We start from the raw sequence: 13,523 nt of genomic DNA, 5'->3' as shown, positions 1-13,523 counted from the left end.
CGGCATATGACCTCCGCACCCGAACGGACGGCCGGCAAGGGCCTGGCCACCGGCACCCTGGGCCTGTGGGGCTCGACCGTGATCGGTCTGGCATCCACCGCCCCCGTGTACTCGCTCGTCGCCACCCTCGGATTCGTCGTGTTGGCCGTGGGCGCTCAAGCGCCGATCGCCTTCGTCGTCGCGTTCGTGCCGATGCTGTTCATCGCCTTCGCCTATCGCGAGCTGAACAACGAGATCCCCGACTGCGGCACCACGTTCACGTGGGGGACCAAGGCGTTCGGTCCGTGGGTCGGCTGGATGGGCGGGTGGGGCGTCGCCGTGGCCGGCATGGTCGTGCTCGCCAACCTCTCGCAGATCGCCGGCATCTACCTGTGGTCGCTGATCGGCGACGGCTCTCTCGCCGAGAACGTGCCGCTGGTGACCGCCACCGGAGTCGCCTTCATCGCGGCCATGACCTACGTCAGCTACCGCGGTGTCGAGATCGGCGAGAAGCTGCAGAACGTCCTGCTCGCGGTGCAGTACCTCGTGCTCGCCCTGTTCGTGGTGCTGGCGCTGTGGAAGTTCTTCGACGGCACGGCTCCGAACCCCACCCCCTTCGACTTCGCCTGGTTCAACCCGCTCGGGTTCACCGACTGGAGCGGCTTCACCGAGGCCGTGCTGCTCGCGCTGTTCATCTATTGGGGCTGGGACACGTGCCTGGCGCTGAACGAAGAGACCAAAGACCCCAAGCGCATCCCCGGTCGGGCGGCGCTTCTGACGACGGTGATCCTGCTCGGCACCTACGTCACCGTCACCGTCGCCGCCATGATGTACGCCGGGGTCGGCGAGGACGGGGCGGGCCTGGCCAACCCCGACAACGCCGACGACGTCTTCCTCGCCCTCAAGGACGGCCTCTTCGGCCCGTTCGGCTGGCTGCTGATCGTCGCCGTGCTGATCTCGGCCGTCTCGTCGACGCAGACCACGATCCTCCCCACCGCCCGTGGCACCCTCGCGATGGCGGCGTACAAGGCGCTGCCCGAGCGGTTCAAGACGGTGCATCCGCAGTTCAAGACGCCGTCGTTCTCGACGCTCGTCATGGGCATCGTGGCGAGCCTGTACTACATCGGCATGACACTCATCAGCGACAACATCCTGCAGGACTCGATCCTGTCGCTGGGGCTCGCGATCGCGTTCTACTACGCCATGACCGGGTACGCGTGCGTCTGGTACTACCGCCGCGAGCTTTTCTCGTCGGCGAAGAGCCTGATCTACCGCGGCATCCTTCCGCTGCTGGGCGCGCTCATGCTGACCTACGCGTTCGTCCAGTCGGCGATCGACATGTACGACCCCGAGTACGGCAACACCGTGCTGCTGGGTATCGGCGGCACCTTCGTCGTGGGCATCGGCGCCCTCGCGATCGGCGTCGTTCTCATGCTCGTGTGGTTCGCCTTCCCCGGGTCGAGGCCCTTCTTCCGCGGCGAGAGCCTCAACCGCGAGACCGAGGTGCTCGTGCCCGACGAGCCGATCGCCTACCCGCGGTCGGTCGACGGCGGAATCTGAGCCGTCACGGCATCCGCTCTCCGAGAGGGCGGGCGGATGCCGTGCGGCGGCCGTGCACGTGCTCGCGGTCGTCCCGCGAAGCGCGGTGCGACAGGGCTCAGACGACGGCGCGGATCGAGCCGACCACGCCTCCGCCGCCCGACACCGTCAGCGGCAGCAGCGCGAGGGTGTCGGAGACCGCCTCGGGGGTCAGGGATCCGGCGCGCTCGAGGAGACGGAGCGCCACGGCGTGCGCGGCGCGGTTGGAGCCGTCGAACATCTTCAGCGCGACGGTCGTGCCGTCGGGCGCGGTCATGACCTGCACGCCCTCGGCGCCCATCTTCGAGAACACCCCGAGGCGCTCGATGACGATCGTGTCGGGGCGGCCCGGACCGTCGATGGTCCACGGGTGGTCCTTGACGGCGCGCACGAGAGCGCCGGCGCTGCGGTGCAGGGCGAAGGGCGAGCGCTCCGACGAGGTCGCGATGCGCTGGATCGCGCGCGCGAGGCCGACCATGCTCATCGCGTAGACGGGGGCGCCGCAGCCGTCGATCGCGGTGGTCGTCATGCGCTCGCCCACGAGACGCTCGAGCACCTCGCGGATGTGCACCTGCAGCGGGTGCTGCGGGTCGAGGTAGTCGGTCGTCGACCAGCCGTTGGCGACGCACGTGAGCAGCATCGCGGCGTGCTTGCCCGAGCAGTTCATGCGCAGGGGAGACGGGGCGCCGTGATCGCGCACGAGCTCGTCGCGCGAGGCGGTGTCGGTGGGCCACGCTGCGGGGCAGCCGAGGTCGTCTTCGGTGAGACCGGCCGACTGCAGGATGTCGCGGGCGAGCTCGGCGTGGCGGTCGGTGCCGCAGTGGCTCGCCATCGAGATCGCGAGCCGCTCGTCGGCGAGATCGGCTCCGGCCGACAGGCACGCCAGCGCCTGCAGGGGCTTCATGCTCGATCGCGGGAGGAACGGCGCCGACGCGTCGCCGAGGGTGATCTTCTCGGTGCCGTCGGGAGCGAGCACGACGGCGACGCCGAAGTGGCGTGATTCGACGAATCCGTTGCGATCGACGACGGCGAGTTCGACGGAGGCGGGGGGCGTGGCGGGCATCCCTTCATCGTATCGCGCAGGGTCCCTCCGCCCCCGGGTGGACTCCGGTGCGAGTCGCCGGGATTCGTCGCCTCCCGCCTCCTCGAAGCGGCGGATTCCGGCGACGCACGCGACGGAGAGGGGCAGACTGGAGGCATGAACGGAGAGCACCACTACCGCCTGCGCTCGACCTGGACCGGCGACCGGGGCACCGGCACGAGCGGGTACCGCGAGTACGACCGCGCCGTGACCCTCGAGGTCGACGGCAAGCCCGCCATCGCGGCATCCGCCGACAAGCCCTTCCGCGGCGATCCCGCCAAGTGGAACCCCGAAGAGCTGCTGCTCGCCGCCCTCAGCGAATGCCACCTGCTGTCGTACCTGCACGCGTGCGTCACGACGGGGGTCGTCGTGACCGGGTACGAGGACGACGCCTCGGGGACCCTGCAGGAGGACGGCAACAGCGGGGGAGCCTTCACTGAGGTGACGCTGCGCCCGCGCGTGCGCGTCGCCGACGAGTCGATGGTCGAGGCGGCTCTCGCCGCGCACAAGCAGGCGCGGGAGTGGTGCTTCATCGCCAACTCCGTCAACTTCCCGGTGCACCACGAGCCCGAGGTCACCATCGGCTGATCGTAGAGTGAGCGGATGCAGCTCGAACCGACCCTGCGCCGACTCGACCGCCTGGCCGGCGGGCGGCAGGCCGATCACCGCGTCGACGTCTCGGATGACCCGAAGGTGCGCCGTGCCTTCCGGGCCATCACGCTGCTGCTGGCCGCAGGATTCGTGCTCGGCGTCGCGACGGTCGTCATCGCGCTGGTGATGACGCTGAACGGCGACGACGTCGGCTTCGCGGTGTGGATGCGGTGCCTGGTGGTCCTCGCCATCACGACGACGCTGTTCTACTTCCTCTGGCGCGCCCGTGCCGGGTGGTACTGGGCGTTCCGGCGCCTGCAGCTGTTCAGTCGCATCTTCCCGATCGTGGCCCTCGTGCTCGCGGCGATCCCGGGGCTGTATCCCTTCTGGGTCGTGACCGAACAGATCCTCTTCGCGATCCTGCTCATCGGCGTCTCGGACTACCTGCAGTCCGACCCCGTGCGTGCGGCGTTCCCCAAGCCGCAGCGCTGACGACGGCGGCATCCGGCCCTTCGACAGGCTCAGGGACCCCCTTCGACGGGCGGCCTCGCGACGGGTGCGGGCGGCCCTTCGACAGGCTCAGGGACCTCCTGCTGCATTCGGCTCTTCGGCGGGCTCAGCCCCCCACGAAGAAAGACGGAACCCCGCCGGCGCGATGCCGACGGGGTTCCGTCTCGTTCGGAGATGCTTACAGCACGTCGTCGTCGACCCAGTCCATCGACTTGGTGACGGCCTTCTTCCACAGGCGCAGCTCGCGGTCGCGCTCGCCGCCGTCCAGGTTCGGCTCCCAGCGCTTGTCTTCCTGCCAGTTGGCGCGCAGGTCGTCGAGGTTGTCCCAGAAGCCGACCGCGAGGCCCGCGGCGTACGCGGCGCCCAGAGCGGTGGTCTCGGCGACGACCGGACGCACGACCGGCACGCCCAGGATGTCGGCCTGGAACTGCATCAGCGCGTCGTTGGCGGTCATGCCGCCGTCGACCTTGAGCTCGGCCAGGTCGACACCGGAGTCGGCGTTGACCGCGTCGAGCACCTCGCGCGTCTGGAAGGCCGTCGCCTCGAGCGCAGCGCGCGCGATGTGGCCCTTGTTGACGTAACGGGTCATGCCGACGATCGCGCCGCGGGCGTCGGGACGCCAGTACGGGGCGAACAGGCCCGAGAACGCCGGCACGAAGTACACGCCGCCGTTGTCGTCGACCGAGCTGGCCAGCGCCTCGACCTCGGGGGCCGAGGAGATGATGCCGAGCTGGTCGCGCAGCCACTGGATCAGCGAACCGGTCACCGCGATCGAGCCCTCGAGCGCGTAACGGGCGGGCTGGTCGCCGAGCTTGTAGCCGAGGGTGGTGAGCAGACCGTTCTTCGAGTGGACGATCTCTTCGCCCGTCTGGAAGATGAGGAAATTGCCCGTGCCGTAGGTGTTCTTGCTCTCGCCCGGATCGAAGGCGGCCTGACCGAAGGTCGCGGCCTGCTGGTCGCCCAGGATGCCGGCGATGGGCGTCTCGCGCAGCAGCGACGACGACTCGACCGTGCCGTACACCTCGGAGGAAGAGCGGATCTCGGGCATCATCGAGCGCGGAACGCCGAAGTCGGCGAGGATGTCGTCGCGCCACTCGAGGGTCTCGAGGTCCATGAACAGCGTGCGGCTGGCGTTCGTGACGTCGGTGGCGTGCACGCCGCCGTCGATGCCGCCGGTGAGGTTCCACAGCACCCAGGAGTCGGTGGTGCCGAAGATGAGGTCGCCGGCCTCGGCCTTCTCGCGGGCCCCGTCGACGTTCTCGAGGATCCACACGATCTTGGTGCCCGAGAAATAGGTCGCCAGCGGCAGGCCGACGATGCTCTTGTAGCGCTCGGGGTCGCCGTCGGCGAGACGGTCCACGATCGACTGCGTGCGCGTGTCCTGCCAGACGATGGCGTTGTACGCGGGCTTGCCGGTGTTCTTGTCCCAGACCACCGCGGTCTCGCGCTGGTTGGTGATGCCGACGGCGGCGATGTCGTGGCGGGTGATGTCGGCGCGGCTGAGGGCCAGGCCGATCACTTCCTGGGTGTTGCGCCAGATCTCGGCGGGGTCGTGCTCGACCCATCCCGCGCGCGGGAAGATCTGCTCGTGCTCCTTCTGCCCGACGGAGACGACGCTCCCGGACTTGTCGAAGATCATCGCGCGCGTCGAGGTCGTGCCCTGGTCGATGGCGAGGACGTAGTCAGCCATGGATGGACTCCTTTGTCTGAATCAGTGAGAGGTGGAGAGGGAAGGCGGGGGCGCCGGGTGACGCCCTCGCGGAGGTGTTACGTGCCGAGGCCGAGCAGCACGGGGGCCAGCAGACCCGCGAGCAGACCACCGACGAGGGGGCCGGCGACCGGCACCCAGGCGTAGCCCCAGTCGCTGGAGCCCTTGCCCTTGATCGGGAGGATGGCGTGCGCGATACGCGGGCCGAGGTCACGGGCCGGGTTGATCGCGTAGCCGGTGGGGCCACCGAGGCTCGCACCGATACCGACCACGAGCAGGGCGACGGGCACGGCCGCGAGGCCGCCGATGCCGCCCGGGACGCCGATGTCGGCCACGCCGTAGTCGCCGAAGCCGAAGATCACGAAGACCAGCACGAAGGTGGCGATGACCTCGGTGAGGAAGTTGAAGCCGTACGAACGGATCGCGGGGCCCGTCGAGAACACGCCCAGCTTGGCGGCGGGGTCGGGCTCGTCGTCGAAGTGCTGCTTGTACGAGGCCCAGGCGAGCACGGCACCGATGATGGCACCGACCAGCTGCGCGGCCACGGCCACGAAGAACTGCGCGATGCCGATCTTGCCGGCCACCAGCAGGCCGATCGACACGGCGGGGTTCAGCTGTGCTCCGGAGTACGCGGAGACGATGACACCGGCGAACACCGCCAGGCCCCAGCCCCAGTTGACCATCAGGGTTCCGCCGCCGTTGCCCTTGGTCTTGGCGAGGGCCACGTTGGCCACCACACCACAGCCCAAGACGATGAGCATCGCGGTTCCGACCACCTCCGAGAGGAAGTACAGCCCCAGGTTCACATCTTGCATGTCGTCATCGACCTTTCTCCTACTGCTCGGCCTCCATCGGCTCGAGCGTGATGCGGCTCGGTGATCCGAACCTATGGGTCACGTGCGGGCGCACAATAGTCGGCGCGCCCGCACGTTCTCTCAGATTCGAGCGACCCCGGCCTGTGCCAGATCCACGCGGTGCGCGGAGCGCAGGATCTCCGTCGAACGGGCGACCTCGTCATCGACGCGGGCGGAGTCCCATCCGAGCGGCTCGGCGACGGCCTCGGCGACCTCGCGGAGGGTCCGCTCGGTCATGCCGCCGACGAAGGCGAGGTGCGTACGGCGCAGCAGCACGTCGATCAGGTGCACGACCTGCTCGTTCGCGGCGATCCAGGCGAGCTCCTCGCGGTAGTAGCCGGGCGCGTCGGGGACGGGCGTGGGCTCCGTGGGGAGCGCGGCGAGGATGGCGTCGGCGCGCGTGCCGTAGCGCTCGAGCATGGCTTCGACGATCTCGCCGGAGTGCGCATTCGTGCGTGCGGACACCCAGCGGCGACGCTGCTCGGGCGTGGCGGGGAAGCCGGCGCCGCCACCGATCGCGAGACCCTGGGTGCTCACGCGGTGCGGGCGACGCAGCTTCTGCAGCGTCTTCATGCTGAGGTGTTCGGCGAGGGCGCGGAAGGTGGTCCACTTGCCGCCGACCAGGCTCATCGCGGGAACGCCGGCGACCTCGTCTTCGACGATGCGGTAGTCGCGCGAGACGAAGCCGGGCGCGGTGTCGTCGTGGCGGGGGAGGGGGCGGATGCCGCTGAAGGTGTAGACGATCTGCGAGCGGTCCACGCCCACCTTCGGGAAGACGTGGCCGATGAGGTCGAAGAAGTACTCGATCTCGTCGTCGGTGCACACCACGGGCTTCGAAGGGTCGGCGTCGATGTCGGTGGTGCCGACGAGGACGCGGTCCTTGAGCGGGTAGATCAGCACGATGCGGCCGTCGGAGTGCTCGAAGAAGATCTCGCGTCCGCCGGTGGCGGCCAGCAGCTCGGGGTTGTCGAGCACGATGTGCGAGCCCTTGGTGCCGCCCATGAACTTGGTGTCGAGACCCATGGCGGAGTTGGCGAGGTCGGTCCAGGGGCCGGCCGTGTTGAGCACGACCTTCGCCTTGACGCTGAACTCCTCGCCGGAGACCTCGTCGCGCACGCGGACGCCGTTGGCGTCGGCGCCGACGGCCGAGACGTAGTTGACGGCCTGGGTGCGGCCGCCGCCGGCCTCGATGCCGTCGCGCAGCACGTCGAGGGCGATGCGCTCGGGGTCGTGCATCGACGCGTCGAAGTAGGTCGCGGTGTAGCGCAGGTCGTGGTTGAGCTGCGGGAGGGCCTGCAGCGACTTCTTCTTGCCGAGGAAGGTGTGGCGGGGAACCGAGCCACCGTCGCGCGAGAAGGTGTCGTACATGATGAGGCCCACCTTGATCAGCAGAGCGCCGCGCTCGTTGGGCTTGCCGCGGCCGTGCGTGACGAGCAGGCGGAAGGGCGCCGAGAGGATTCCCGAGAACGTCTTGTAGATCGGGATGGTCGTCTCGAGCGGCTTGACGTAGTGGGGGGCCGTCTTGAGCAGGTCGTTGCGCTCGGTGACCGCCTCTTTCACGAGACGGAACTCGCCGTTCTCGAGGTAGCGGATGCCGCCGTGCACCATGTGGCTGGAGGCCGAGGAGGCGCCCGACACGAAGTCGCCCCGCTCCACGAGGGCGACGCTGACGCCCTGGAGCGCGAGGTCGCGGAGGGTGGCGAGGCCGTTGATGCCCCCACCGATGATGAGAACGTCGAGGTCTTCGGCGTCACGGAGCGCCTGGACGTCGGCGCGGAGCGAAGAAGTAGGGGACGACATGTCGACTGCGACCTTTCGTAGTTGGTACGCCGACCAGATTGCGCTTGTCTGCACGTTGTTGCAAGCCCCTTGAACAAACGTGCACAATGGTGTTCATGCGGGTGAGAAGACCATGACCACACAGGCCGAAGAGCGCTCCCGCGACGCGCTGCGCGCGGCGCAGCTCTACTACATGCAAGACCTCACGATGGACGCCATCGCGCACGAGATGCGGGTGTCGCGTTCATCGGTGTCGCGTTTGCTCCAGCACGCGCGCGACGTGGGACTGGTGACCATCTCGATCAGCCCGCCCGACGACGCCCGCGGTCAGATGGCCCAGCGCATCGCCGACCGGTTCGGCATCACGGCGCACATCGTGCCCACTCCCGCGCGCACCTCCGAGGCCGAGCGCCTGGAGCGCACGGCCCTGACGGCCGCCCGGATCCTCGCCGAGCGGGTGGAGTCGTCGATGACGGTCGGCGTCGCGTGGGGCTCGACCCTGTCGGCGATGGCGCGCCACGTGCCGCAGAAAGACGTGCACGACACGCACATCGTGCAGATGAACGGCGCCGCCAACGTGCGCACCTCCGGCATCCCCTACGCGGGCGAGATCCTGTCGAAGTTCGGTGCGGCGTGGTCGTCGTCGGTGCACCAATTCCCGGTGCCGGCGCTCTTCGACGACCCCCGCACGAAGCAGGCCATGTGGCGCGAACGGTCGGTGCGCTCGGTGCTCGAGATCCAGCAGCGCGTCGGCCTGTTCGTGTTCGGGCTCGGCTCGCCCCACGCCGACGTCCCCTCGCACGTGTACAGCGGCGACTACTTCGACGAGCGCGACCGCGCGGTCATCGAGCGCGAAGGCGTGGTCGGCGACTGCGCGACGGTGTTCTACCGTGCCGACGGGTCGAGCGACATCCCCGAGCTCAACGCGCGCTCCAGCGGACCCGACCTCGACACGGTGCGGCGCATCCCGCGACGCTTCTGCGTCGTGTCGAGCCTGTCGAAGCTCGACGGACTGCGCGGAGCGCTCGCCGCGGGACTGATCACCGAGCTCGTCGTCGAGGAGTCCCTCGCGCGCCGGCTCCTCGCCGTCACCCGCTGACCCGCGGGCACCCACGGGCCGGAACGCCCCGATCAGCGCTCGCCGAAGCCGTCGTCGATCAGCGCCCGCAGTTCGTCGAGCGCCTGCCGCGCCTGCGGCCCGGAGGCGCTGACGCGCACGCGCGAGCCCTGACGCACACCGAGGGCCATGAGCGCGAGCAGGCTGTGCCCCGACACCTCGGCGCTCCCCGTGTCGAGGTCGGCGATGCGCACCTCGGCGCCGAAGCGCGACGCGGCTTTGACGAACGTCGCGGCCGGCCGGGCGTGCAGCCCCGAGGGGTTCGGTACGACTGCCTCGAACGACAGCGAGTCTCCGGCGGTGTCATCGACGGATGCCGGGGGCGCGGCATCCGGAACCGTCGACGCCTCGTCGCCGAGCTGACGGCGCTTTGCCTCGCCCGCGGTGGCGCACTCCGCCGCCACCGCGGCGAGATCGGCCCCACCCGCGGCCGTGACCACCGCGGCGACGAGGCCCTCCACGAACGGCGCGGGACTCAGTCGTACGCGCTCGGGGGCCGCGACGAACTCCACCGCCGTCTCGGCGCTGAGGATCGCCGAACCGAGGTCCATTAGCACGAGCACCCCGTCTCCGGAGTCGGCCTCGTCGATGGCCGCGGCGATCGCCACGGCATCCGTGCCCAGATCGTCGTCGGGCCCGCCCGCGGCCACGCGCACCGCGGGCGGTTGGTCTCCGCCCATCTGCAGGGCCAGATGCACCGCGGCCTCCGCGAGCGCGCGCGAGTGCGAGACCGCGACGATGCCGATCACTCCGCGCCCGCCAGCGTGTCGCGCAACGCCTCGAGCAGCAGGGTCGCCGAGGTCGCGCCCGGGTCGACGTGTCCGGCGCTGCGCTCGCCGAGGTAGCTCGCGCGGCCCTTGCGCGCCACGAGCGGTTCGGTGGCGTCGCGCCCGCGCGCTGCGGCGTCGGCGGCGGCGCGCGCGGCGGTGGCCGGTCCGTCGGCGGCGGCGGCGTCCCACGCGTCGAGCGCGGGGGAGAGGGCGTCGATCATGGTCTTGTCGCCGAGCTCGGCCTTGCCGCGGGCGACGACGCCCTCGACGCCCGCGCGCAATGCGGCGCCGAGCGCTGCGGCATCCGCCTCTCCCTCACCCGCGAGGGGCGGACCCATGCGCAGGAAGAGCGTGCCGTAGAGGGGCCCGCTCGCCCCGCCCACCGACGAGACGAGCGTCATCCCGACCGTCTTGAACAGGTCGGCCGCGGTGGCCGGCACGGGGTCGAGCTTGGCGACGACCGCGTCGAGACCGCGCGCCATATTCGAGCCGTGGTCGGCGTCGCCGATCTCGGAGTCGAGCCGCGTCAGCTCGTCTTTGTGCTCGTGCACGGCGTCGCGGAACGCGCGGATCCACGCGACGAGGTCGTCGGTCGAGACGGCGTCGCTCATGCGCCCCACCGCAGGCCGGGGGTGACGACCGGCGCGTCCCACAGCCGGATCATCTCGTCGTCGGCCTTCACCACGGTGAGCGAGGCGCCCGCCATATCGAGGCTCGTGATGTAGTCGCCGATGAGCACGCGCTGCACGTCGACGCCCGCCTCGGCCAGCAGCGGGGCGATCTCACCGTAGAGCAGGTACTGCTCGATGAGCGGGGTGCCGCCCAGACCCGACAGCAGAACGATCGCCGGGCCCACGGCCTCGCCGAAGTCGTGCACGATCGGGTCGACCATGAGCTTCGCGATCTCGTGAGCGGATGCCAGTTTGACGCGCGAACGGCCGGGTTCGCCGTGGATGCCGACGCCGACCTCCATCTCGTCGTCGGGCAGCTCGAAGGTGGGCCGCCCCGCGGCGGGGACCGTGCAGCTGGTGAGCGCGACGCCCATCGACCGACCGGCCTCCGACACGCGGCGCGCGAGGGCGGCGACGGCGGCGAGATCGGCGCCCTCTTCGGCGAGGGCTCCCACGACCTTCTCGAGGATGACGGTGGTGCCCGTGCCGCGGCGACCCGCGGTCCAGGTGGAGTCGGTGACCGCGACGTCGTCGGCCACGACGACGGATTCGACCTGCACGCCCTCGCCCGCGGCGAGCTCGGCCGCCATCTCGAAGTTGAGAACGTCGCCGGTGTAGTTCTTCACGATGTGGAGCACGCCCGCGCCCGAGTCGACGGCCTGCGTCGCCGCGAGCACCTGGTCGGGGGTGGGGGAGGTGAACACCTCTCCTGCGGCGGCGGCGTCGAGCATGCCGCGCCCGACGAATCCGCCGTGCATCGGTTCGTGGCCGGAGCCTCCGCCCGAGACGAGGGCGACCTTGCCGGCGCGGGTCGGTTCGGCCCGCAGGATGACCCGGTTCTCGGCATCCACCCGCAGATCCGGGTGCGCTGCCTCGATGCCGCGCAGGGCCTCTGCCAGCACGTTCGCGGGGTCGTTGACGAACTTCTTCACGCTGCCTCCTCGTTGTGGCGTCGACGGTTCGGGCCGTCAGTCACGACCCTGGTCGCCGCGCGGCGTCACGTCAAGGGTCGGTGCGCGAGAGGAGCAGCTTCGTCAGAGACGCTCGTGGGGGAGCACCTGCTTGATGCGCTCGAGGGGGTTCTGCGCGGGAGCCTCGTTGTACGCGTTCGCGAGCTCCTGCCCGCTGAGGGCGTGAATGGCCGCCATGATCTCGTCGGTGGCGCCGCGGCGCGCGCGCCCCGAGGTGGCGGGGCCGTGCGGCGAGAGATCGAGCGGCTTGCCGAAGCGCACCGTGATGCGCTCGGAGGTGCTCGGGAACTTCGCCCCCACGGGCATGGCCTTGTCGGTGCCGATCAGCCCGACCGGAACGACCGGGGCTCCCGTCTGCAGGGCGAGGAAGGCGACCCCGGTGCGGCCCTTGTAGAGGCGGCCGTCGAGCGAGCGGGTGCCCTCGGGATAGAGCGCGACAGCGCGACCGTCGTCGAGGAACGCGCGCTGCTGATCGAGGGCGTCGAGCGCCTTCTGGCCGGCGCCGCGCTCGACCGGGATTGCCCCGATGGCCGTGAAGAACTGCCGCGAGGCCCACTTCTCGAAGTACGCCGACTTCGCCATGAAGTGCACCGGGCGGGGAGCGGCCACGGGAATGGCGATCGAGTCGATGAACGACAGGTGGTTGCTCGCGAAGATCACCGGTCCCGTGCGGGGGACGTTCTCGCGCCCCTCGATGCGGGGCCGGTAGACGGCGCGGGCAAGGGGGGCGATGAAGAACCGCCCCAGGCCGTAGGCCGCGCCCATCTGCTGCGGCGGTGCGGCGGGGGTCTCGGCGGGCACGTCGGAACTCACTCGACGAGGCTACTCGCCGCAGCATGCCCGCGTGTGCATAGGGCGATCAGCACCGCTCTCTCAGCCCCGCCAAAGCCGGATACGCGAGGATGGAGCTTCCCCGTCTTCTTCGAGAGGTCACCTGTGCGCTTCCGCCCGATCGCTTCCCTGTCCGTCGCCGCCGCCGCGGCGTTGCTGCTGGCCGGGTGCACCGGCTCGCCCGACGCTGCGGAGACTCCGGATGCCACGGCCTCCGCCGACGCCGGCCAGTGCCAGAGCGCTCTGACGGACGCTCCGGCGCCCGACGGCCTCGTCGTCTCCGGCGACTTCCAGGGCAAGGTGAACGTGACCCTCCCCTCGGGGTACGCCCCCACCGAGCTGCAGCGCACGACCCTCGTCGAGGGCTCCGGCCAGCAGGTCAAGGCCGGCGACGTGCTGAAGGCGAACTACACGCTCATCGACGCGGCCTCCGGCCAGGTGCAGCTGCAGTCGCTCGACACCGCGCCCGCCGGCATGGACACCCTGATCAACTCGCAGCAGATCTTCGGCGCCGCCCTCGAGTGCGAGAACATCGGCGCGCGCACGGTCTCGTCTTTCCCCGCCGGGACGCTCGGCGAGGGCTCGCCCGCCTTCGTGCTGGTCGCCGACGCGATCTCGGAGCTGCCCACCAGCGCCGACGGCGCCGAGGTCGCCCCCGTCGACGGCATGCCCACCGTCACCTTCGACGATTCGGGTGCCCCCACCATCACGATGCCCGACGCCCCGGCCCCCACCGACGTGCGCATCGAGAACCTCCGCCAGGGCACCGGCGACGTCGTCAACCCCGGTGACCAGGTCATCGTGCAGTACACCGGTGCGCTGTACGACGGCGGCACCGTGTTCGACTCGAGCTGGCAGCGCGGCGAGCCCGCCCAGTTCGTCACCAACCAGGTGGTCGACGGCTTCCGTCAGGCGCTCGAGGGACAGACCGTGGGCTCGCAGGTCGTCGTCGTGATCCCGCCCGCCTCGGGCTACGGCGACAAGGCTCAGGGCGAGATCCCCGCGAACTCCACGCTCGTCTTCGTCGTCGACATCCTCGGCGTCCAGCACGCGACCGCCGCCGGATAAGCAGGCCCGCGTCCG

The 13,523-nt window shown here is 70.3% G+C and carries 13 protein-coding genes; 5 read left to right on the top strand and 8 right to left on the bottom strand.

The genetic code is table 11. The features are described 5' to 3' along the window. Nucleotides 1–6 precede the first annotated feature (6 nt). Nucleotides 7–1,539: an APC family permease gene (locus tag ABXS86_RS05525; protein WP_353665879.1), complete on the top strand. Its 1,533-nt coding sequence runs from the start codon at nt 7–9 to the stop codon at nt 1,537–1,539. Between the two features lie 97 nt (nt 1,540–1,636). Here ABXS86_RS05525 and ABXS86_RS05520 read toward each other — a convergent pair whose 3' ends face one another. Further along, nucleotides 1,637–2,620: an asparaginase gene (locus ABXS86_RS05520; protein WP_307209963.1), complete on the bottom strand. Its 984-nt coding sequence runs from the start codon at nt 2,618–2,620 to the stop codon at nt 1,637–1,639. A 135-nt stretch (nt 2,621–2,755) separates the two neighbouring features. Here ABXS86_RS05520 and ABXS86_RS05515 point away from each other — a divergent pair, with 135 nt between their 5' ends. Together ABXS86_RS05515 and ABXS86_RS05510 are read left to right on the top strand one after the other, a co-directional pair. After that, on the top strand, nt 2,756–3,226 hold the full coding sequence (locus tag ABXS86_RS05515) for an OsmC family protein (protein ID WP_353665878.1): 471 nt from the start codon (nt 2,756–2,758) through the stop codon (nt 3,224–3,226). Nucleotides 3,227–3,241: 15 nt separating this feature from the next. After that, complete coding sequence (locus ABXS86_RS05510) at nt 3,242–3,721, top strand: hypothetical protein (RefSeq protein ID WP_251504148.1); 480 nt, start codon at nt 3,242–3,244, stop codon at nt 3,719–3,721. 196 nt (nt 3,722–3,917) lie between these two features. On the opposite strand, the gene glpK is transcribed toward ABXS86_RS05510, so the two are convergent. From glpK to ABXS86_RS05495, 3 genes are all read right to left on the bottom strand, one after another. Beyond that, nucleotides 3,918–5,429: a glycerol kinase GlpK gene (glpK, locus tag ABXS86_RS05505; protein WP_353665877.1), complete on the bottom strand. Its 1,512-nt coding sequence runs from the start codon at nt 5,427–5,429 to the stop codon at nt 3,918–3,920. Between the two features lie 77 nt (nt 5,430–5,506). Continuing rightward, nucleotides 5,507–6,262: an MIP/aquaporin family protein gene (locus ABXS86_RS05500; protein WP_353665876.1), complete on the bottom strand. Its 756-nt coding sequence runs from the start codon at nt 6,260–6,262 to the stop codon at nt 5,507–5,509. 120 nt (nt 6,263–6,382) lie between these two features. After that, entirely contained in the window at nt 6,383–8,101 is a 1,719-nt protein-coding gene (locus ABXS86_RS05495) for a glycerol-3-phosphate dehydrogenase/oxidase (protein WP_144828514.1), read from the bottom strand. Between the two features lie 112 nt (nt 8,102–8,213). On the opposite strand from ABXS86_RS05495, the gene ABXS86_RS05490 reads away from it, so the two are divergent. After that, nucleotides 8,214–9,179, top strand: coding sequence for a sugar-binding transcriptional regulator (locus ABXS86_RS05490; protein ID WP_144828511.1), 966 nt, complete (start codon nt 8,214–8,216; stop codon nt 9,177–9,179). Nucleotides 9,180–9,211: 32 nt separating this feature from the next. Here the strand turns inward: ABXS86_RS05490 and dhaM are convergent, their stop codons facing one another. From dhaM to ABXS86_RS05470, 4 genes are all read right to left on the bottom strand, one after another. Beyond that, nucleotides 9,212–9,946: a dihydroxyacetone kinase phosphoryl donor subunit DhaM gene (dhaM, locus tag ABXS86_RS05485; protein WP_353665875.1), complete on the bottom strand. Its 735-nt coding sequence runs from the start codon at nt 9,944–9,946 to the stop codon at nt 9,212–9,214. After that, entirely contained in the window at nt 9,943–10,578 is a 636-nt protein-coding gene (gene dhaL / locus ABXS86_RS05480) for a dihydroxyacetone kinase subunit DhaL (RefSeq protein WP_307209976.1), read from the bottom strand. The genes dhaM and dhaL overlap by 4 nt, the downstream gene beginning before the upstream one ends. Further along, nucleotides 10,575–11,570: a dihydroxyacetone kinase subunit DhaK gene (gene dhaK / locus ABXS86_RS05475; protein ID WP_144828502.1), complete on the bottom strand. Its 996-nt coding sequence runs from the start codon at nt 11,568–11,570 to the stop codon at nt 10,575–10,577. The genes dhaL and dhaK overlap by 4 nt, the downstream gene beginning before the upstream one ends. 102 nt (nt 11,571–11,672) lie before the next feature. Beyond that, entirely contained in the window at nt 11,673–12,374 is a 702-nt protein-coding gene (locus ABXS86_RS05470) for a lysophospholipid acyltransferase family protein (protein WP_230704530.1), read from the bottom strand. Nucleotides 12,375–12,545: 171 nt separating this feature from the next. Between ABXS86_RS05470 and ABXS86_RS05465 the strand changes: the two genes are divergently transcribed. Beyond that, on the top strand, nt 12,546–13,508 hold the full coding sequence (locus tag ABXS86_RS05465; RefSeq protein WP_353665874.1) for an FKBP-type peptidyl-prolyl cis-trans isomerase: 963 nt from the start codon (nt 12,546–12,548) through the stop codon (nt 13,506–13,508). Nucleotides 13,509–13,523: the final 15 nt, after the last annotated feature.

Origin of the sequence: Microbacterium sp. che218 (genome assembly GCF_040436305.1) — a bacterium.
Classification (GTDB): domain Bacteria; phylum Actinomycetota; class Actinomycetes; order Actinomycetales; family Microbacteriaceae; genus Microbacterium; species Microbacterium algihabitans.
Note: the sequence above shows the minus strand (reverse complement) of the source record. Positions and strands in the feature narration are given on the sequence as shown.

What these genes read in the sequence shown, in the direction of transcription:
- glpK (WP_353665877.1), bottom strand. Translation starts at nt 5,429, where the DNA reads ATGGCTGACTACGTCCTCGCCATCGACCAGGGCACGACCTCGACGCGC.
- ABXS86_RS05500 (WP_353665876.1), bottom strand. Translation starts at nt 6,262, where the DNA reads ATGCAAGATGTGAACCTGGGGCTGTACTTCCTCTCGGAGGTGGTCGGA.
- ABXS86_RS05490 (WP_144828511.1), top strand. Translation starts at nt 8,214, where the DNA reads ATGACCACACAGGCCGAAGAGCGCTCCCGCGACGCGCTGCGCGCGGCG.
- ABXS86_RS05525 (WP_353665879.1), top strand. Translation starts at nt 7, where the DNA reads ATGACCTCCGCACCCGAACGGACGGCCGGCAAGGGCCTGGCCACCGGC.
- ABXS86_RS05520 (WP_307209963.1), bottom strand. Translation starts at nt 2,620, where the DNA reads ATGCCCGCCACGCCCCCCGCCTCCGTCGAACTCGCCGTCGTCGATCGC.
- ABXS86_RS05515 (WP_353665878.1), top strand. Translation starts at nt 2,756, where the DNA reads ATGAACGGAGAGCACCACTACCGCCTGCGCTCGACCTGGACCGGCGAC.
- ABXS86_RS05510 (WP_251504148.1), top strand. Translation starts at nt 3,242, where the DNA reads ATGCAGCTCGAACCGACCCTGCGCCGACTCGACCGCCTGGCCGGCGGG.
- ABXS86_RS05470 (WP_230704530.1), bottom strand. Translation starts at nt 12,374, where the DNA reads ATGGGCGCGGCCTACGGCCTGGGGCGGTTCTTCATCGCCCCCCTTGCC.
- dhaL (WP_307209976.1), bottom strand. Translation starts at nt 10,578, where the DNA reads ATGAGCGACGCCGTCTCGACCGACGACCTCGTCGCGTGGATCCGCGCG.
- ABXS86_RS05495 (WP_144828514.1), bottom strand. Translation starts at nt 8,101, where the DNA reads ATGTCGTCCCCTACTTCTTCGCTCCGCGCCGACGTCCAGGCGCTCCGT.